19 protein-coding genes are annotated in these 20,141 nt (G+C 45.1%); 9 read left to right on the forward strand and 10 right to left on the reverse strand.

Annotated features, from left to right (window positions below; all coding sequences use genetic code 11):
* Window positions 1-103: 103 nt before the first annotated feature.
* The 5 genes from FCL46_RS19895 to FCL46_RS19915 all read right to left on the reverse strand — a co-directional run bounded on the left by FCL46_RS19895 (window position 104) and on the right by FCL46_RS19915 (window position 6,565).
* Window positions 104-2,557, reverse strand: a complete 2,454-nt coding sequence (locus tag FCL46_RS19895; protein ID WP_136805868.1) for a bifunctional aconitate hydratase 2/2-methylisocitrate dehydratase — start codon at window positions 2,555-2,557, stop codon at window positions 104-106.
* Window positions 2,558-2,826: 269 nt separating this feature from the next.
* Complete coding sequence (locus tag FCL46_RS19900; protein WP_228723257.1) at window positions 2,827-3,333, reverse strand: AbrB family transcriptional regulator; 507 nt, start codon at window positions 3,331-3,333, stop codon at window positions 2,827-2,829.
* A 124-nt stretch (window positions 3,334-3,457) separates the two neighbouring features.
* A complete protein-coding gene (locus tag FCL46_RS19905; protein WP_136806084.1) occupies window positions 3,458-5,005 on the reverse strand; it encodes a tripartite tricarboxylate transporter permease in 1,548 nt (515 codons plus the stop codon).
* 11 nt (window positions 5,006-5,016) lie between these two features.
* Entirely contained in the window at window positions 5,017-5,496 is a 480-nt protein-coding gene (locus tag FCL46_RS19910) for a tripartite tricarboxylate transporter TctB family protein (protein ID WP_136805869.1), read from the reverse strand.
* A gap of 76 nt (window positions 5,497-5,572) precedes the next feature.
* Window positions 5,573-6,565, reverse strand: coding sequence for a tripartite tricarboxylate transporter substrate binding protein (locus FCL46_RS19915; RefSeq protein ID WP_136805870.1), 993 nt, complete (start codon window positions 6,563-6,565; stop codon window positions 5,573-5,575).
* A 319-nt stretch (window positions 6,566-6,884) separates the two neighbouring features.
* On the opposite strand from FCL46_RS19915, the gene FCL46_RS19920 reads away from it, so the two are divergent.
* Window positions 6,885-8,510, forward strand: coding sequence for an ATP-binding protein (locus FCL46_RS19920; protein WP_217909476.1), 1,626 nt, complete (start codon window positions 6,885-6,887; stop codon window positions 8,508-8,510).
* Between the two features lie 15 nt (window positions 8,511-8,525).
* Window positions 8,526-9,224 (forward strand): response regulator, encoded by a 699-nt coding sequence (locus FCL46_RS19925; protein ID WP_217909477.1) that lies wholly within the window; start codon window positions 8,526-8,528, stop codon window positions 9,222-9,224.
* 13 nt (window positions 9,225-9,237) lie between these two features.
* Here FCL46_RS19925 and FCL46_RS19930 read toward each other — a convergent pair whose 3' ends face one another.
* Window positions 9,238-9,900: a metal-dependent transcriptional regulator gene (locus tag FCL46_RS19930; protein ID WP_136805871.1), complete on the reverse strand. Its 663-nt coding sequence runs from the start codon at window positions 9,898-9,900 to the stop codon at window positions 9,238-9,240.
* Between the two features lie 17 nt (window positions 9,901-9,917).
* Entirely contained in the window at window positions 9,918-11,891 is a 1,974-nt protein-coding gene (locus tag FCL46_RS19935; protein WP_136805872.1) for a ferrous iron transporter B, read from the reverse strand.
* 337 nt (window positions 11,892-12,228) lie between these two features.
* Here FCL46_RS19935 and galU point away from each other — a divergent pair, with 337 nt between their 5' ends.
* Window positions 12,229-13,101, forward strand: coding sequence for a UTP--glucose-1-phosphate uridylyltransferase GalU (galU, locus tag FCL46_RS19940; protein WP_136805873.1), 873 nt, complete (start codon window positions 12,229-12,231; stop codon window positions 13,099-13,101).
* 187 nt (window positions 13,102-13,288) lie between these two features.
* Here the strand turns inward: galU and FCL46_RS19945 are convergent, their stop codons facing one another.
* Complete coding sequence (locus FCL46_RS19945; protein ID WP_136805874.1) at window positions 13,289-14,077, reverse strand: DnaJ domain-containing protein; 789 nt, start codon at window positions 14,075-14,077, stop codon at window positions 13,289-13,291.
* Between the two features lie 259 nt (window positions 14,078-14,336).
* Here FCL46_RS19945 and FCL46_RS19950 point away from each other — a divergent pair, with 259 nt between their 5' ends.
* A complete protein-coding gene (locus FCL46_RS19950) occupies window positions 14,337-14,738 on the forward strand; it encodes a hypothetical protein (RefSeq protein ID WP_136805875.1) in 402 nt (133 codons plus the stop codon).
* A gap of 69 nt (window positions 14,739-14,807) precedes the next feature.
* Here the strand turns inward: FCL46_RS19950 and FCL46_RS19955 are convergent, their stop codons facing one another.
* On the reverse strand, window positions 14,808-15,722 hold the full coding sequence (locus tag FCL46_RS19955; RefSeq protein WP_136805876.1) for a DMT family transporter: 915 nt from the start codon (window positions 15,720-15,722) through the stop codon (window positions 14,808-14,810).
* A 543-nt stretch (window positions 15,723-16,265) separates the two neighbouring features.
* Between FCL46_RS19955 and FCL46_RS19960 the strand changes: the two genes are divergently transcribed.
* The 3 genes from FCL46_RS19960 to FCL46_RS19965 all read left to right on the forward strand — a co-directional run bounded on the left by FCL46_RS19960 (window position 16,266) and on the right by FCL46_RS19965 (window position 17,700).
* Complete coding sequence (locus FCL46_RS19960) at window positions 16,266-16,607, forward strand: M48 family metalloprotease (RefSeq protein WP_136805877.1); 342 nt, start codon at window positions 16,266-16,268, stop codon at window positions 16,605-16,607.
* Complete coding sequence (locus tag FCL46_RS28045; RefSeq protein WP_136805878.1) at window positions 16,592-16,813, forward strand: M48 family metalloprotease; 222 nt, start codon at window positions 16,592-16,594, stop codon at window positions 16,811-16,813. Before FCL46_RS19960 ends, FCL46_RS28045 begins: the two co-directional genes overlap by 16 nt.
* Window positions 16,814-17,259: 446 nt before the next feature.
* Window positions 17,260-17,700: a hypothetical protein gene (locus FCL46_RS19965; protein ID WP_176371616.1), complete on the forward strand. Its 441-nt coding sequence runs from the start codon at window positions 17,260-17,262 to the stop codon at window positions 17,698-17,700.
* Between the two features lie 81 nt (window positions 17,701-17,781).
* Here FCL46_RS19965 and FCL46_RS19970 read toward each other — a convergent pair whose 3' ends face one another.
* Window positions 17,782-18,339 carry a hypothetical protein gene (locus FCL46_RS19970; protein ID WP_136805879.1) on the reverse strand — a complete coding sequence of 186 codons (558 nt, stop codon included), beginning with the start codon at window positions 18,337-18,339 and terminating at the stop codon, window positions 17,782-17,784.
* Window positions 18,340-18,566: 227 nt separating this feature from the next.
* On the opposite strand from FCL46_RS19970, the gene FCL46_RS19975 reads away from it, so the two are divergent.
* Together FCL46_RS19975 and FCL46_RS19980 are read left to right on the forward strand one after the other, a co-directional pair.
* Window positions 18,567-18,929, forward strand: a complete 363-nt coding sequence (locus tag FCL46_RS19975) for a hypothetical protein (protein WP_136805880.1) — start codon at window positions 18,567-18,569, stop codon at window positions 18,927-18,929.
* 320 nt (window positions 18,930-19,249) lie between these two features.
* Window positions 19,250-20,041 (forward strand): alpha/beta hydrolase, encoded by a 792-nt coding sequence (locus FCL46_RS19980; RefSeq protein ID WP_136805881.1) that lies wholly within the window; start codon window positions 19,250-19,252, stop codon window positions 20,039-20,041.
* Window positions 20,042-20,141 lie beyond the last annotated feature (100 nt).

Genomic DNA, 20,141 nt, shown 5'->3' on the forward strand with positions numbered 1-20,141 from the left:
TCCACTCATACCAAAAGCCATAGATAGTTCCCATCCGAAAACTCAGCAGGTAGACAATCAACCGTGACCGGGAGCTATTGCCTGGTCACGGTTGATAAAGAATTTATTCAGAAACAAACTGGAAATATTCTTCAACTGTCGGTAATGCACCATACAATGCCGCATATACTGCAAGTTCTGTTGAGCCGAGGTACACCTGCGCACCATCGCCAAGACGGTTATCGAAATTACGAGTTGATGTAGACATTACAGTAGAACCTGGTCGGACCCGTGCCTGGTTACCCATGCAAAGGCTGCATCCCGGGATTTCGACCCTACCACCAACCTGTGAGAAATTGCTGAGGCTTCCTTCCTGCTGCAGAATATCCCGCGCCATTCTGGTTGGAGGTGCCACCCAAAGCTGGCTCTTTGCATACTCTTTTCCTGCAACAAGCTGTGCTGCCCTTTGCAGATGTCCGATATGCACCATGCAGGAACCGACAAATGCATCATCAATCTTTGTACCCGCAACTTCACTTAGCGGACGAACATCATCAGGGTCATTTGGACAGGCAAGCAGTGGCTCGTTCAGTTCGCTCAGGTCTATCTCGATCACTTCAAGATACTCGGCATTTTTATCAGCTGTAAGCAGGGCCGGTTTTTTAAGCCATTCTTCAAGTGCTGCGATTCTGCGATTGAGACAGTCCTGATCAGAATAGCCGTCAGCAACCAGAGACTTCAGCAGTTCGACGTTTTCTTTGACGTTTTCAATGACTGCTTCGAGCGGCAGCTTCAGCGTTGATGCTGCCGCGCTTCTCTCTGCTGAGGCATCGCTTAATTCAAAAGCCTCTTCAACGGTTAAATCATCAATACCTTCAATCTCCAGCACAGTGCCTGCAAAGATATTTTTCTTACCCTTCTTATCAACCGTGACCAATCCTTTCTTGATAGCTTCATAGGTGATAGCGTTGACCATATCCCTGACCGTAATGCCATCTTTACGCTTACCTGTAAATCGCACCAACACAGACTGCGGCATCTCAAGAGGCATAAAACCAAGCGCACCTGCAAAGGCAACAAGACCAGAACCAGCCGGAAAAGATATACCAAGCGGGAAACGGGTATGGGAATCGCCGCCGGTTCCTACAGTATCCGGAACAAGCATCTTGTTAATCCAGGAGTGGATAACACCATCACCCGGCTTTAAGGCTACACCACCACAACTCTGGGTGGTTTCTGTCATGATCTGCCAACGTACCGGATCGGATTCCTTCGGGTAGGCAGCAGTATGACAAAAAGACTGCATGAAGAGATCGGTCTTAAATCTGAGACAGGCCAGTTCAGCAATTTCCTGCATGGTCATCGGCCCGGTTGTATCCTGAGAGCCGACTGTGGTTATTTTCGGTTCACAAACTGTACCCGGCAATACCCCGTCAACACCGCAGGCCTTGCCGACCATCTTCTGAGCAAGCGTGTATCCCTGGCCTTCTTTGGGTTGCGGATTCTCTACTTCCTGAAATTCAGGATACGGCATGGAAAGTTCGTCACATGCGGCTGTCGTCAGGTTGCGGCCGATAATCAGGTTTAACCTGCCTCCTGCACGGTATTCATCAAGCAATGTTGTCGGTGCAGGTGCCATAGGAACCTGTTCGCCATCCTGTTTGGTCAGTGTCCACTCTTTGAGGTTAATGGTGATTTCATCACCGGTCTCAAGTTTGGTCACGTCACATTGGATTGGTAATACACCTGCATCGCGTGCGGTTGCATAAAAGATCGGGGCAATAATGCCGCCAATAACAACACCACCTGTGCGCTTATTGGGTACAGCAGGAATATCATCACCAATATGCCAGACAAGAGAGTTAATTGCGGATTTACGTGAAGATCCGGTACCAACCACGTCACCTGCAAAACCTACTGTTTTGCCCGCTGCACGAAAATCCTGAATTGCTTGTACGCCATCAGGGAATCGGGTTGTACCAAAAAAAGTTGCATGCAATGGGATATCAGCCCGTGATTGAGCCTGATTGCCGGGTGAGAAATCATCGGTATTTATCTCGCCTTCAACTTTATAGACACTCAGCGTAATAGTCTCGGGAACAGCCGGAGCGTTATTAAACCAATCAGCGCGGGCCCAGGACTCCAACACATCTTTGGCTTGCGCATTATCTTTGGCCAGAGAAGCAACATCATCAAAAGACTCATAGATTTTCGTCAGCCCTTTCAATCCGGCAGCCGCAAATTTTGCTGTGGCTTCGTTCTGCAATAAACGGATAAGTGCGGCAACGTTATAGCCGCCACCCATCTGTGCCAGCATCGCAATCGCCTTTTCAGCAGAAAGAGCGGATACTGTAATCTCTGCTGCGCCAACCTTTTCCAACCAGGCTGCTTTTACTTTGGCAGCTTTGCTCACACCGGGATCAACCCTGTTCTCTAAGAGCTGAAGAAGTCTATCAGCGTCCCCTTCCCCTTTAATAAGTAGCTCTGTAAGATCTGCGGTCTGCTCTGCAGTAAGCGCCAGTGCAGGCAAACCGATAGCCTGCCGCTCTAGTTCAGCAGAAGTATACTTTTCCAACATTGAATATCCCTCTCTCATAAAATCAATGATAACAAATCAGGTGATCACACAATCCACAATGATGAAGAAAAAGCAGTAATACCTGACAACAATTTCCATTATATCTAGACACATACATCTAAAAACAGGCTAAACATTCCAGCCAATGTTAATTCTGCCACGACTCGTTACGGTGTCTGAAGTCAGATTGCCACCACTAGCATTGCATATGTAACAATGCTGCGCCTGCAACAATCAGAAACTCGTTGATGTGCTTGGGGTAAACGCTGTCAGGTAGGCTGTCTGAACAGAACGAATAGCTTGACAAGCAACGGAACAACCAGAAAGAGTGTAAATATTCTCACGAGGTGAAAAAAGGCCACGACAGGTGTTTTATGCCCCTCGCTCTGGGCAAGGACAGCCATGCCGGACATTCCTCCAGGTGAGAAACCAAACAGCGCGGTCCCAAAATCAACGAAACCAAAACGGCTTGCCAGCAGAGCCATGCCTACAGCAACCATTAATAAGACTATGGTGCTGAGGATAGCAAGCGGCAATGCCTTCGCGCCCAGGGAAAGAAAGGAACGGTCAAAAGTAAGCCCCAGAGAAATTCCAAGCATAATCTGGATAGCAGTTCCCAACTGCGGTGGTAGGGTGATCCCATTTGGCAAAATCAGCGACATTATACCAGAAAAAATCATTGCGCCAACTACCGCACCCCCAGGAACGTTAAAATGTTGTGCAGAAAGTCCGCCACATACACCCGCAGCTACTACCAGAACATATCTTTCCACCATGATTTTTATCCTCAATATGAATGGATATGGGTTTCTTTCTCATGCCTCACGCATCTGAAAGCACTACAGAAAACCACCAATCTGCAATGCCCCTAATACAACCTGATAACAACTCCAAAGCTCTCTACAAAACAGATGCCGCCCGCTTCGGTTTCAGTGGTGTATTACGTCGCGCCTTCATCCTGGCAATGAGTGACCTGATTAAAGGAAGACTGATAATAAAAATGGTAAATACATTAATTGTTGCTGTTATCGGCCTTTCCCACATAAAGGACATTGAATCATCATAAATCATCAGCGAACGACGGAGATTATCTTCCATCAGCCCACCAAGGATAAATCCGAGCAGGAGCGGCGCCATCGGGAAATTCATTAACCTCAAAGCCATTGCCGCAAGACAGAAAAAGACCATCATCATGATGTCGAAATCATTGAAGGTAACCAGATAGACTCCCATGAGAGAGAAAAAGAGGATAATCGGCACCATCAGATTTCGTGGTATTGCAAGCAATCTTGCAAAATATGGGATTAACGGCAGGTTCAGAATAAGCAAAAATACATTGCCGAGATACATCGACATAATCACGCCCCAGAAAACATCCGGACGCTCGATGAACATACGTGGGCCGGGCTCAATTCCGTAGGCGATAAGGGCGCCAAGCATAACTGCTGTTGTTCCGGAGCCAGGGATTCCCAGAGTAAGCAGCGGCACAAACGAGCCAGAACTGGCTGCATTATTACCGGTCTCCGGAGCGGCAAGACCGCGAAGACTGCCTTTACCGAATTTTTTCTGTTCTTCAGGCGGGGCCAGATTTCGCTCCATACCATACGACATAAAAGAGCCCAATGTTGCACCAGCACCGGGTAATACACCAACGAAAAAACCAAGAATCGATGAACGGAGTATAGACGGGGTAATCAGTTTAAATTCTTTCTTTGTCACCTTCAGGCTTTTAAAGCCGATCATTTTAGGATTCAGACTGTCTGAAGAGGCATCTCGCTTCAAAACAATCATTAACGCTTCAGTAAGTGCGAAGGTCGCCATAGCGAGCAATAGAAATTCAATACCGTCAAGTAGTTCAAGAGATCCAAAGGTGTAACGCTGCACTCCGGAAGTCTGATCAGTACCGACTGTTGCCAGCATTAACCCGAGTACCACCATTAAAAGTGCCTTTAAAACCCCGCCCCTACCTGAAAAAGCCGATACGGCTGTTAAGCCAAGAATCATCAGAGCAAAATAATCAGCAGACTGAAAACTGGTCGCCACACTCGCCAGCATCGGCGCAAAAAACATGAGCAGAATTACCGCAATCGTTCCACCTGCAAATGATGAATAGGCTGCAATGGCGAGTGCTTTTCCAGGATGTCCCTGTCGTGCCAGCGGGTAACCGTCAAGTGCTGTGGCTACAGTTGCCGCCTCACCTGGTGCATTGATCAAAATTGAAGAGGTTGACCCACCAAAAATTGCTCCGTAATAGACTCCTGACAGTAACACCATGCCTGTGGCTGGATCCAGGCCATACGTTACGGGGATCATCAGCGCCACTGCTGTAATCGGGCCAAGACCTGGAAGCATACCAATCAGGCTACCGGCAAAACAACCAAACAGGACCATTGCAATATTTATAGGTATCATTGTTGTAGAAATACCCATCATCATGCCGCCTATCATTCCATCCCACATTAGAGTATCCCCAACTGATAGAAGATTTCACCAGGTGCAATATAGACACCGAGCAGCAACGACATAATTGCCCAAAGTACAATTACCAGAGGAATTGCAGTCAGTAGCATCATTCGTTTTCGTCGTTCACCAAGAATCCAGAACCCAACAAGAAGAAAGAAGATAGAGGCAATAATGAAGCCAAGCCATTTCATGGTCAAGCCAAACACCAGCATCAGCACAACGAGCAGGATGGCCTTAGGCCACTCCATTCCCCGTGTTTCCTCACCAAGACTTCGCTTACCGGCAGGATCAACTGTGGGCAGGATGAGGATCGCCAATGAAAGAATCACGCCCATAACAGCCAAAGCGTACGGCATTGTACGGGCGGTGAATATTTCCTGCTGGGCAAGAAATGTGAGCTGAATCCTTGTGGCCAGCAAACCATAGGAAATAGAAAAAAGTAGTATTGCAAGAGCCCCTATTTTTTCACGTGCCATAAGGTTCCTCCCTCAGGAAAATCTATTTTAAAAGGGCCAATCCATTTCAGAATTGGCCCGTATAATCACTCAAAAGTTACTGCAGAAACCCCAACTGCTTCATCATTGAGCCAATAGCTTTTTCCTGCTCTTCGAGGAATGCGTAGAACTCATCACCAGGCTGATAGAGATTCTGCCAACCGCGCTGCTGACGAATCTTTTCCCAGTCCTCTGTTGTGTACATCTCTTTCAACAGGGCGCGATATGCCTCTGCCTTTTCATCAGAGAGGCCGGGAATTCCGAAAAATCCGCGCCAGTTTGCAAAGGTGACATCCATACCAAGTTCTTTAACAGTTGGAACCTCCGGGGCCTGAGAGAGGCGCTCGGCAGAGGTCACCGCCAGAATCCGCACTTCACCCTGCTTTGCTAGCCCAAGTGCTTCGCCAAATCCGGTGGAGAGGACTTGAGTATCACCGGAAAGCAAACCGGCCATAGCCTTTCCACCAGCATCATAGGGTATGTACTTGAGTTTCAATGGATCGCCACCTGCAGCCTGAATAACCATCGCAGGAACGAGATGATCCATGCTGCCTTTTACAGAACCACCAGCCACTTTTACGGATTTGGGATCCTTTTTAAAATCAGCGATCACCTGATCAAAAGAGGTATATTTAGAGTTCTTTGGCACAACAAAAGCAGCATAATCTGCAATAACTGATGCGATAGGCGTCAGATCACGAAAAGATTGAGGAAAAACACCGGTCAATGAGCGGATAATGATTGGTGTAGAATTCACCAGCAGCGTATGTTCCTGGCGTTCTTTTGTGGAAATAAGGTGATTTAAGGCCTTACCGCCACCACCACCGGACATGTTTTCAAAAGAAGCCTGCTCAACTAATTTAGAATCAAGCAATGCTTTGCCGACTCCTCGTGCTGTACCATCCCAACCACCTCCGGCACCGCCCGGTATCAGAAAATGCAATTCTTTTACATCTGAACTTGATGCCGGTGTAGCAAACATCATCAGGGCGAGTGAACAAGCCGCAATAGTGGCTCCGAGCCGGGAAATTCCAAAAGAGTTCTTTTTCATGAATGTTCTCCTTGCATGGTTGTGATGAATGGAACTGCAGACCGATATCCACAGGAGTAGAATCAATCATCGAAAACTCTACAGATGACATGCCTAACCTGTTGGAAACAGACTGATAGTGAGCGGACGCGACAGAACTGTCGAAACCGGTCGTTTGGGCTTTTTTAATGAATCATGGAGCGCAAAACGTTGTTGACATACTTAACGGATCATAACTAAAAGTAAACAATAGGAAATTTATGAGTAATTAATTCTTTAAGAACGTTTTGTTCATAAAGTTCACGAGCCATCAAAAGGTCAGGAACCCTTCAAAACATCCATGCAAAAGAAAAATACTCTTCAAATTATGCTCCAATCAATGAAACTGCAGACCAAGATGATTTTGCTTATCGTTGCTCTGCTCACCTTTGTCGTCGTGGCGGGTGGGGCTTTTTCTATTAGGCTGATCTCATCAATCCTCGAAGAACAAATCGGTCAGCGCGCGCTGCGTGTTTCGCAGACCGTTGCGACAATCCCACAAATCAGAGAGGATCTTCAGCGAGGCGAGATAGAAGCGTCACGGATACAGGAGATTGCAGAACGGATCAGGCAGGAAACAGAAGCACAATTTATCGTTGTAGGAGACAGGGAAGGAAAACGTTATTCGCATCCTGTTATCGAGCGGTTGGGAAAATATATGGTCGGTGGCGACAACGCCCTGGCTCTTGAGGGCGGCAAATCATATATCTCTAAAGCCACAGGAACCCTTGGACCATCAATCAGAGGCAAAGTACCGGTATTTAATGATCAGAATGAGATAATCGGGATTGTTTCGGTAGGCTACCTGATGGAAAACATCAACAACACTATTCGTGGCTATCACCTGAAAATTCTTTCGGCCTTAACCGCTGTAATGCTTTTGGGCATTGCCATCACCATCAGAATCACCAATGATTTCAAAAAGGCGATCTTCGGACTTGAACCCCATGAAATCGCCTCTCTGCTCCAGGAAAGAACAGCTACTCTCGAAGCTATTCGCGAAGGAATTATGGCTGTTGACGGAAAAGGAAATATTACCACAATCAACCAGGCCGCCTTTGTTACACTCGGCATAGAACCAGTCCCGGATGTGGTCGGAAAACCTGTTAAAGAAATATTCCCGGAAACCCGGATTCTTGAAGTATTGCAATCAGGTGAAAGCCAGTTGGATAAACTGCTCACACTTGAAGAACGAGAGATCATTGTCAACCGGATACCAATTATTACCAATGGTACAGTTACAGGGGTTGTTTCTAGTTTTCGGGATAAAAACGAGTTGGATATTGTGGCAAAAAAACTTTCCCAGGTGCAAAAATATTCAGAGATGCTTCGCGCTCAGACCCATGAATATTCAAACAAACTTCACACGATCTCAGGGCTTATCCAAATTGGTGCCCATCAGGAGGCCATTGAACTTATCGGCAGCGAAGCATCCGGCTACCAGAAACTGATCAATGCACTTATGGCGATTGTCTCGGACCCGGTGATTGCAGGAACTATCCTTGGCAAGTACAACAAGGGAAGAGAATTGAAAATTGAGCTTTCCATTGATCCGGATAGCAGCATGCGTGATATCCCCGAATCCATCAAGAGAGTTAATCTTGTTACAATTATCGGCAATATTCTTGATAATGGATTTGAGGCTGTTCTCAACAAGCCAGCAGGACAACGAGAGGTCAAGCTCTCCATGACTGATCTCGGTAATGATCTGATCTTCGACTTTGATGATTCCGGCCCTGGATTGCCCGAAGAACTCTGGGACACAATATTCATTAAAGGCTATACAACGAAGGACGAAGAAGGTCATGGCATGGGCCTCTATCTGGTGGAGAAAGCAATCGCAAGAATGGGTGGCACCATCAGTGTAAACAGTTCTGAGCTTGGTGGCCTTGCATTTACGGTAATTATCCCAAAACAGAAGGCATAGTATATGGATAACGATATGGATATGAATTCTATTTCAGTATTGATCATTGAAGACGATGTGAAAATTGCTGAAATTCAGCGGATATTTACCGAGAAAATAGAGGGATATACTGTTGTCGGAATTGCACACACCATTGAAGAGGCTGAACAAATAGTCCCGGTACTGGAGCCGGATCTTGTGCTTCTGGATATTTTTTTTCCTGATGGTAATGGTCTCGACCTGCTCTGGAAGATTCGGGCGAATCAGAAAAAGACAGATATTGTTCTTATTACCGCCGCAAAAGAGGTTGAATTCTTTGAGGAGGCACTCCGAGGCGGTGTCTTTGATTACATCCTCAAGCCTCTCGTCTTCAATCGATTTGCTGCGACTCTTGAAAAATTTCGGGCACACAGAAAAAAACTGGACACCATCAGCACAGTAAGTCAACACGATGTAGACCGGTTACTGCACCAGAAAAGTAAAACTGCAGTGAACGAAGCAGATATGCCTAAAGGCATTGATCCAATCACTCTGGAAAAAATCTCCAACATGCTAAAAGATGTTGGAGAAAATGGAATCAGTGCAGAGAAGGCAGGATTAGAGATAGGGGTGAGCAGAACAACTTCGAGGCGTTATCTTGAGTACCTCGTAGCTATCGACCACCTTACAGCTGACCTTTTCTATGGCACCCAGGGGCGACCGGAAAGGGTGTATATGGTGAAGCGTGAGGTGTGATTACAAAAACTGCCTATTTTATCATACAGCTCATTTTCCAGACAAATATATTTTTGACAATCACAGGGTCTAAAGCAAGTTCTGTATTTTCAAATTTCACACAGAAGGCTGGTGATGTTCTGTGAACTGTGACGGTTACTCCCGGGCTGAGGCCGAATGAGAGCAGTTGATGCAGGCTGGAATGACTGTCAGGTTTAATATAGGTTATTCTCCCCTGCTCCCCCGGTTTTAGCTCAATCAGACTTGTGACGGTATTCAGGACTTCGCGCGAGTGGCTTTTGCAGCAATTCCCAGGTGGTATCGGCTTACCATCAGGACACATCTCAGGATGTCCAAGCAACGTACAAATAGACTCCTCAACCTCTTCCTGCAATGAATGCTCAACCTCGCAGGCGATCTCATCCATCTTGCTCTTTTTGACTTTCAGAATTGAGGTAACCAGAACTTCCGCCAGTCTATGCCTTCGAATGATAATTTCACCAAGGCGTTCACCTTCATGAGTAAAATACACATCTTTACCACTGATCATGACCATTTTACTCTTTTCCAGATCGGCCAGTTCACTATCGGTAAATTGTATAGCGCAGTTATCCTGTACCGCCTGGACAGAGGATTTTTTCTTTTCCCTCGCCACCCAGATTGCCTCAAGAATTTCTTCGAGTCGCTCGTTTAACATTATGTATTCCTTTACCTTCAGTTAAATGTCACGCCAAACATCAGGCAAACATGATTTACAATACTTCCAAGTAAAATTGCGTATAAAAAAACAGCGACATTTATCGCCAGCCCTACCGTCGCACCCCGCTCCTTAAAAAGGACTATAAACGAGTTGATACAGGGGGCTACAAAGGTCATCACCAGCAGATTCACGACCAATTGCAAATTGGTATAGATAAGGCTCAGGTGTTCAAGCTCTGTCGCTCCGCTCTCGCGCCGTATCATGGTTTTTATAAACACCTGGACACTCTTCTCAGGCAAACCCATGACATAATGAATCATTGGCCCAAGTGTATGCTCCAAAAGTTTAAGCCCGCCGATTCGTTCAAATAAAAACACTCCCATTGATGCTACAATGAATATTGGCAACGCCTCAAGCATAAAGAACCAGGTCTTTGCCACAGCCATTTTTAACACCGGCAATGGTTTGGGAAGTCGCATCGGTGGAATTTCCAGAAAAAGCGGCGAACGTGATCCCGGCAAAATCTTATTTGCCAGATATCCGGCAATAAGTACCTGGCTGCCAATAACGCCAAAAACCACAATTGACGCTGAGATCGGCATCTTTTCCAGAATAATCAGCATTACTGCAATGAGCGGCGCACAGGGCAAACATAAATAGAGTAGAAACGACGCAATAATTTTTTCTTTTTCGGTATTGAGTATCCGGGTGGTAAGCAGGGCCATCGTTACACAGGAAAAGCCCATAACAAGCGGAATAACACCTTTGCCGTTCAATCCGAGTTTCTGAAAGATATTATCAAGGAGAATTGAAATCCGCGGCAGGTATCCGGAATCCTCAAGAATCCCGAAAGCTATATAAAAACAGAATATTACCGGCAACACTAGCCCCATCGCCAGAAAGACACCCGTTGGCAATATGCCAAAATCAGGGTCCATGATCATGTCACGCCAAAACTCACTGGACAGCTGATCTGTAAAGCTTTTCACCAGAGGAAACAGCATTCCCTCAAAAATTTTCGAGTTAAGGTTATCCACCAGAAATGTTGCCCCGAATGCACCAATAAAATAGTACATAGCTATAAGCACAATCAGGGCTATTGGTATTCCTGTTGAAAAAGTGGTGCACATGTCGCCAAATTTCATCAACCATGAGCTTTTTGATACCTGCTCTATGGTCTGGACTTCATCTGCTATACTCCTGGCAGCCGAGTTATAATACTCAGTGAGTACATTTCTGGAATGGGAGGGGTTTTCCTGGTGATACTGCTCAATGAGTTTTTCAAGTGCTACCAGAATATCCGCTCCATAATTGTCGCGGATATGTTTTCGCGCTTCGGTATCACCATGCATCAACAACAGCCCGAGCCCACGTGGAGAAACCCTGCTCCCCGTCAGTAGATCGCCTATACGTTCCAGCAGTTCTTCAATAGCAGGAGAATATGCTATGCGATACCCTAATGGCCGAAGCTGAGAAAATTTCCCGGCCAGTTCCCTTATCCCCATACCTTCAGGAGCGATGGTTGTCGTAACTTCTATGCCAAGCATTTCGGAGAGCATTGTTGCGTTGATATCGATTCCACGCGAAACTGCCTCATCCATCATATTTATATTGAGAATCATGGGCAGACCAAATTCACTGTATTGCAAAGCAATCGCTAGTGAACGGCCCAGATTTTTAGCATCGGCGACAAGAACAATCCCATTTACCTGACCAACATGTGCGTCGGAGAGCAGTACCGTTCGGACTGCACGTTCATCCTCATTATCAGAGAAAATGGATACATTACCCGGGGTATCGTAGAGCACCCCTTTCTCTCCCCTGATAGGCGCGCTATCGAGGCTGACAGTAGAGCCCGGCAAGTTTACAGATTTGACCTTCTTATTGGTAAGCGCAGAGAAAATCTGCGTTTTCCCAACATTCATATTACCAATAAGGGTATATATATAACCGGCAGTTGTTCCTGCCGGTACTGATTTATGCTGCATAATTATTCGACTCTAAATACGTAAATACGTGCTAAAATGATAACAAACCCGATCCTTACAGCTGGGTGGACAATCAATATCACATTCTCCAATAAATGCAATTGTACGAAATTATTCAATTCAGAACAGTTGTGGATAACCAAACCTGTCTACCCTGTAAAATTAGGTATTCTTCCCTATTTACTTTTCGTTTCCATCTCACTATACTACGACCACGTATCTACATGAAAGTCCATTAATTACAATATATTTCTGTTATATAAGCCCCGTACAACCAACACCATAAAGCAGTCAGGTGTGCAAATTTGAATAGCTCAAAGCCCTAGGAATACTTCACATGAAAATCAAAAAAGCCATTTTTCCTGTTGCCGGACTAGGAACACGTTTTCTTCCAGCCACCAAAGCAATGCCCAAAGAGATGTTACCAGTTGTCGATAAGCCTATAATTCAATACGCTGTTGAAGAAGCACTGGCTTCAGGAATCGAGCAGCTTATTTTTGTCACGGGTGGTGGTAAAACTGCGCTTGAAAACCATTTCGACCGAAGTTATGAACTTGAAGACACCCTCAGAAAACGTGGCAAAGATGATCTTTTGCAGACTATAGAATCTCTGGTGCCAAAATCCGGAACAATCGTCTACACCCGCCAGAGTGAACCACTCGGTCTTGGTCATGCTATCTGGTGTGCTCGCGATATTGTCGGAGATGAGCCTTTTGCAGTTTTACTGGCTGATGACCTTATTCAGAACGATGTACCTGTCCTGCACCAGATGATCAATGAATTTGACAGATTACGTGCTTCTATGGTCGCCATATTCGAAGTTCCCAAAGAGGAAACATCAAAATACGGAATTCTTGAAGCAGAGCCCGCCCACAATGGCACAGTCAGAATTAAGTCAATGATCGAAAAACCTGATCCGGCTGAAGCCCCGTCTAACCTGGCAGCCATCGGGCGTTACATTTTCACTCCTAAGATTTTCGATTATCTCGGAATGCATAAAAAAGGTGCAGGTGGTGAGATACAGCTCACCGATGCAATGGTTGCACTGCTTGAAGACCAACCAATCTTCGGTTACCGCTTTAAAGGAACACGGTTTGATTGCGGTGATAAAGCAGGATTCCAAATGGCCAATCTGGCTTTTGCCCTCGAACATCCTGAAATACGAGACACACTTAAAGAGTATATCAATACCCAGGTTCATAAGAATTAACTCGTTTGCATCCTAAAACTACCATTCTGCCCAATATTAGCGTTGCGCCTCGATCTTGAACAGAATGCTGAGTTTTAGGATACAAATCAACTACCTGCACAACCACTTGCTATAGAACTTAAAAGGTCCTGATTATCCGTATTTGATAATCAGGACCTTTTTATTTTGCTATATCTACGCTCAATTTCTATGACTCAAGTTTGAGGTACAGATCGCCTCTTCCCCCTGGCCCGATCCGCCCTTTTCCTTTAAGCCGTAATTTCTGCCCTGCCCTACTGCCAGCAGGAATGTTTACCTTAAGTTTTTCCTGTCCATTCGGTCCCTGAGTTATCAGTTGGATTGTCTTTCCTCTGGCAAACTCATCTGCGGTCAATGTTGCTGTATAGGTAGTATCCGGCTGAGGAGTCGCCGCTGCCTGTTCGACAGCAGGTTGCTGCTTCGGACCAGATAGCAGGCTCCCGACAGCACTTCCAAGTGAACGCAGTAAGCCTTTTGGCCCAGGAAGATTCTTTCTGGCACTGTTCATTATTGCAGGCCCTGCGATTGAACCAAAGAAAACGAGACCACCAAACAGAATACCGCCCTTACCACCAAAAAATGACTGCTTGATAAAATGCTGGTTCGCCCTGAAACCTTTGCGGGCAAACTCCTGTAACAGCCCGTTAAACATCTGCTGGAATCGTGGATCTTTAAAAAGATCACGCAAAATATCTTCCTGACTATAATCAAAGCCGCCCTGCTGGCCGTTTGGCGAAAAGCCTCCGCCCATTTTTCTGGCACGATCATATTGCTTTTTCTTAACCGGATCGGTCAGAACTCCATAGGCCTCAGCAACCTCTTTAAATCGTGCTTCAGCTTCAGGATTATCAGGATTTCTATCAGGATGAAACTGCATCGCAAGCTTTCGATACCTCTTGCGTATCTCATTTTCATCAGATTCGGGTGTAACTTCAAGTATCTGGTAATAGTCTTTCATAGTTTTCCAGGGAATGGGCAGAAATTTCGATATGTTCCTGCTCCGACCTTCACCTCATGTAATCGAACTGTATGTATACATTGTCTTCTCAACTATACACTGTTAGGAAGCATTGAGGTGATTGTAAAATTGTTTTGACAAAATTGCATAGATTTCTTCAATTAGCGTATAAATGTTCGACCGATTTTTGCAATACTGATTACATGGATAAAAACAGTACACTCTTAAAATATTATACTTGAAAAATACAAAAAGGTTGATGATGAACCCATACGATGAAGCCCACCTCTTTGTAGCCGCCACACGGATACTCTTCCACCAGAAGCAAGCTTCTCCTCCTATTGAAGATGTCTGTGCCATGCTGGGTATCTCTGATGAGGCAGGCCATTCTATTTCCAGGAAGCTGGAAAAAATTGGCATTATTGAGATCTATAAAGATCCGTTTTCAGTCAGGGTGGGGGTTGGAAACCACCTCGAAATTGAAAATATTTCGAAAGAAGCCAAACCGGAGAACAGCCTGGCTAGTGAGTTGGAGCAATTTATGGCCAAGAAAAAGAACATGGATAAAAAGGTTGAGACCATTCAGGCCGAGCTTGAGGCAAAAAAACAGAGCATGTTTGCAGATCTTGAAAAGCAGTTAAAAAAGAAAATGAGTGAATAGCAGGTTACAACCAGCTTAGCCAGGAGATTGCCTATTCTGCTTGGCTAAGGCTTCTAATCCCAACACGTCTTATGCAACAAGCAGATATACGCCGAATATTGCGATAACTGCTCCACAGATTGCTCTCAAAGATACATGCTCATTATGCAGGAAAATCGAAAACGGTATTATGCAGATAGGCACCAGTGACAGAATTGTTGAAGCCACTCCGGTGGTCAGATAATGCAGTGTCATAAGTGAAAGTGACACCCCGATAAATGGGCCTATAAAGGCACCAACTACCGTATAGGTAACCGCCCTCGTGTTGCCTATGGCAGCTCTCACATTTCGCCATTTATGCGTACATGTAAAAAAGAGAACAAAACAGATAAATGCGGCAACAGCCCGTATCTGTGTTGCCGAAAACGCATCAAGATACACCCCACCAGACTGCATTCCAACCTTGCTCAAAACAAAACCACCAGCCTGGCCTGCCATAGCACCGATTCCGTAACCTATCCCTTTGAGCGAAATCTGTGAGACTTCCCGTTTTGCTTTCCGTGCCTTCCTGTTATCCCGTTCAAGAATCACTATCCCGACACCTGCAAGGGTTACAATGATTCCCAGCCACTGATGCATCGAATACATCTCCGATAAAAACAACCAGCCAATCACTGCAGCTGTCGGTGCTGCAAGGCTATGCATTAACATCGCTACTCTTGGCCCAAGCTCTACCAGTGCCTTAAATAGAAAAATATCTCCGATAAAAAATCCGACGATTCCTGAGAGGCTGAGATAAATCCATGCCTTTGCAGGAAAATGCAAGGGTAACACTACCCCGTCACGAATAAAGAGAAATACACTGAAAAGGATCAGTGCTACGAATATGCGTATGATATTAACAGAAGTTGATCCTACTGCTTTAGAGGCTGCACCGAAAAACTGCACACTTACAGTCCAGCATAAAACTGTGGTGACCGCGATTACCTCTCCTAAAAAGGGCATGAGTTCCTCTCATAAAGAGCAATGTGTTGCAATAGTCTCAGGATATATGCGTAAACATAACGAATAGTCCTCTTCTGTTAGATCATCCGGCTTGAGTGTTTCATGTTTTTGAGAATAGTCATGTAAGATCTTGCTATACAATGAAATTCTCATCATGGTCCTGGAAATGCTAAATAGTGCTTGAACGAAAACCTGCAATTTTTTTCAAGTTCAAGGCGGGCGATAATTTTAACCGGATGAATACACAAAGTATTTTGAGGATTAAAATTTGAGACCAACAAAGAAATTGGAGAAATTGGCGGTTTTCGGTCGGGCACTAAAGAGCAGTCTGCGGAACCTACCCCAAAGACGTCATCTTTACCCGAGGAGCATCAGCGTTTATCATAAAACAGGAACTGTTATACAAAAATGCGAAATCACTCTTTATGATTCCTGCAATATTTTCGATTTTCATCTAGGCCGTTCTTATATTAGGGACACTTTGTGTAGCACTTTTCTACTGTTTAATCTTCTATATTTTTTTACCTATTTGCCCATTCGGCAATGATCTCCTACCTTAAAGGGACAGCAGTAAAGGTTACACCGGAACATTTCCCTGATATTTATGCACAGCTCAAACACTGCTGCGAAAAAATTAAAATCACGGAAATCCCAGAGACCTACCTGATGCTTGCTGACGGGGCATTCAACGCATTTACCACCAGATTTCTTGGCAGGAATTTTATGGTGCTTTTTTCTGATGTGGTTGACACCTTGCAGGACAACCCGAATTCATTGTTTTTTTATATAGGCCATGAAACATGGCCATGTTCATCGCAAACACCTGTTACGGGCACCCGTGCTGTTTCCTGCGATGCTATTACCTCTCCTTGGTCCAGCGTATAGCCCGTGCGCGAGAATACACCTGTGATAATAACGGTTTTGTATGCTGCCCAAACCCAAAAGATGCAATCTTTGCACTCGCACCACTTGCCGCTGGAGCCAACCGCCTGAAGACGCTTAAAATTTCACACTATACTGCGCAGGCTGATACCTGCGGTGAATTCTGGATGTCATTTAATAACTACTTTCAGATTACCCGTGGTTGGTAAAAAGAGTGTCCCACCTCAAAGCCAAAGCCAGCGGTAAAGTCTATGAATCATCTCCGAGGCATTTTTTGCCTGGATCTTCGCAGTCTTTATTCCCTGGACAGGAATGGGGGCAAACACAGGCAGCTTTTTGATTATTGCAGCTATTATCGGCATTATCGCAGCGATCGCCATACCTCAACATGCGTCTTACCAGCAAAGAGCTAAAGAGCCATCATTGATGATATGTACCAGGATAGAAAACCAGGAGGTTGTCCCATTGCTATGCATCTAACAGGTTTCCAGTAAGGTGGGGATGGGAAGATGGGTTCGTGTGAATTATTAGGCAAAAACTCGTTATACGATCGGCGCCCAAAGAGACACCTTACGATAAGCCTGACAGTTTAAGGTTGTTCAACTGATGCATATCGGATACCCTACTAGAATCTCATACTATTTTGAGATAAACTTTGGATTTGCAATCAGGAAGGTGTGCAGTTGATACCAGGATCCACCCCAATCAGCTATCAATGCCGGGAAACAACTTCACAGACACCAAACCATATCAGACTGATAATCCTCTAGATTTACACGAATTACACCACAAAAAAATGACTGTTTCTCCTAAAAATAATAAGCCCCAAAAAAAACATCGAACAGAACTACGCATACACCTCGCCTGGCAACGGATGATGGCCAGCTTACTTTTCGTACCTGCGTTTTTCAGTATTCTAACATTATGTGTTGCTATACGGGATAAAGAGGTAAACGCAGTGATAGCTTTCGGGATAAGCGCTCTGCTTTTCGGGGCTTTCGGAACATACTTCTGGTTTAGAAAACTGACAGGTACTCTGGGAACGTGCATGATATTTTTTCAAAGCAAAAAAAATTCCACCGATAAATCATTCTGATCAAGTTATCAGAAAGACTGCTGCAATAAGCGAAAAGGCAAGAACAATACCGCCAAGCCAACAGCAGCCATATATTTTCGATCAATGAATTTTCCGCATTTTTTTCCCTTGAGCAACAGCGATACCATTACTGGCTGACATCATTGCATCGATTCGTTCATTAACTTCATTTAAAGGGATATCCAGCGCCTCTGACAGTTGCTCAGCAGTATAATAACCTCGCCCCTCATCATCCTGCATTCGCGGAACAAGCCCGGGAAAGCGTAAATGAAAAGCACGCGCAATTTCAGTTTTTGCCGTATCGGGAACATTATCAAAAATATAGCGCATCGCAGCATGTTGCAGATAGGAAGAGTTCACCGCTGACTGGCAACGTTCTTCTCCCGCCGCCTGTAAGGCACTCTCGAGGCTAGCAAACTGGCGGTATATACCCTGAATGACTTTTTCCCCGTCATAAGGTGATAAACACTCACAGCAACATCCAATCAGTGCTTTAGCGCATTGGGGACATTCTTCTCCCGCGCAACCTGCAACATGTAACTGGTCTAAGTCACAAGCGCATTCTGAACATTTCTCTGCTCCTGCCTGAATCATGAATGATTCAGAACCGAAAGAAACTCTCGTTTTATAATCTTTCATGGGCGTCGCAGTTATACGTATTTAAAGGAAACAGCGTAGTAGAAGTTTATTTATACAGCTTATAGTATAAGCACAGCCTATCGCTTTGCCACCTTCGGGGTACTGGTTACGTTTGTAAGACAGATCCGCAAAGGAGAGGTTTGAAGGTTTTTATGAGTTCAGGTATATTGCTCCTGTCTGATAACGCAACCCATGCTATTAAACGCTTTTTCATAGTGGAGATTCACATGTCGCAAAGAAAGTTTCAACGAGCACAACAGAAAGCTACCAAAACAACTGAACCAACCCAAGCCGCCGCTGATCACCAACCCTCCATTCAGGCTCTGGTCTGGTATAAGGAAGACCACTGGGATACCTTAAAGGAAATGTTTGCCGACGGACATATGCTTCCCCTCAGCTATCAGGATTGGCTTACACGAGCCGAGGCTATGAAGACAGAAATCGAGACTGCAGGAGATGCTGTAATCAAAGTGTTTATTGACCCGGAAACTTTTCCGGAATGGTGTGAGCAAAAAGGCCTTCCGCTTAACAGTGAAGCACGATCACAACTTGCAATCGAGGTTGCCCAGGCTCAATCCTTCAGCATCTGATCTTTTCTCTATTTTCTCTATTTCCGAGTAACTCAAAAAAATCCGGAGCAGTTGGTCTTTGCAGCTCCGGATTTTCATACCTCTTTTCAACGCACCCCTTCCGAGACAACTGGATCTCTACAAGAGATTTCGTTAAGCAGTGCATATGAATTCATTGGTCATAAACAGAAGTGTCTAAGGATACCCTGTATTTTTCAACGAGATAGGCACAGATTTTCCGTATTATTTTTGGTATCATCTCATATTGCCTTATCACATGGAGTATACCGCTCGTTAACACCTACGGGCTCAACCGAACCCTGAAGTCTACACAGTCGAAAATGATAAAACTTGTTATTGTCTTTTTAGTGGTTGTTCTCATTGGGTACATTGCCCTGTGTACCCTGCTCTACTCCATGCAACGGTCACTACTCTATTACCCGACCCTGCCGGTCACGACACCTGAAGCAGAACCATTCCTCATGCACAACGGCGAGGAACTATTACGCGTCTGGCATGTTGAACGGCCAGGCCAGGATGCGCTTATCTATTTTGGTGGAAATGCAGAAGATGTAGCGGTTAACATCCCTCAATTTAAACGACTCTTCCCAAACCACTCTCTCTATCTGCTCAACTACCGCGGCTATGGTGGCAGCAGTGGCAAGCCTACTGAGGCAGGGCTGCACAGTGATGCGCAGGCGCTCTATTCGCTTGTACAAAAAGAGCACAATAATATAACATTGATGGGAAGAAGCCTCGGCACCGGCGTTGCGGTTAATCTTGCTTCAATAAAAAAGATTGAACGACTTATTCTTGTAACCCCTTACGACAGTATCGTAAATGTTGCCGCAGGGATTTATAAATTCATCCCTGTACATGCTCTACTAAAAGACACTTTTGATTCTGTCAGTCACGCAGATAAACTCAAAAACCCCGTGCTCATTCTCATTGCCGAACATGATGAATTAGTCCCCAGAAAACGGACTGATAACTTTGTCGCTGCACTCAACCCCAACATAACAAACGTTCAGGTTATTAATGACACCGATCACAACTCTATCTGCACCTCTCCGGAATTTGAACAGGACATTGTTGCCTTTATGACTCAGTCTCCCAGGAGGCTTGTCCGATAATAGGATTTTGGGCCAAAATCGAGGCATTTTCAAAAAACAAGCGCAGCCATATAATTGATATTGCGAGCATTGTGTTTTGATAATAACGAAGAGTTTGGAA

The sequence above is a fragment of the Desulfosediminicola flagellatus genome (genome assembly GCF_005116655.2).
GTDB lineage: Bacteria > Desulfobacterota > Desulfobulbia > Desulfobulbales > Desulfocapsaceae > Desulfopila > Desulfopila flagellata.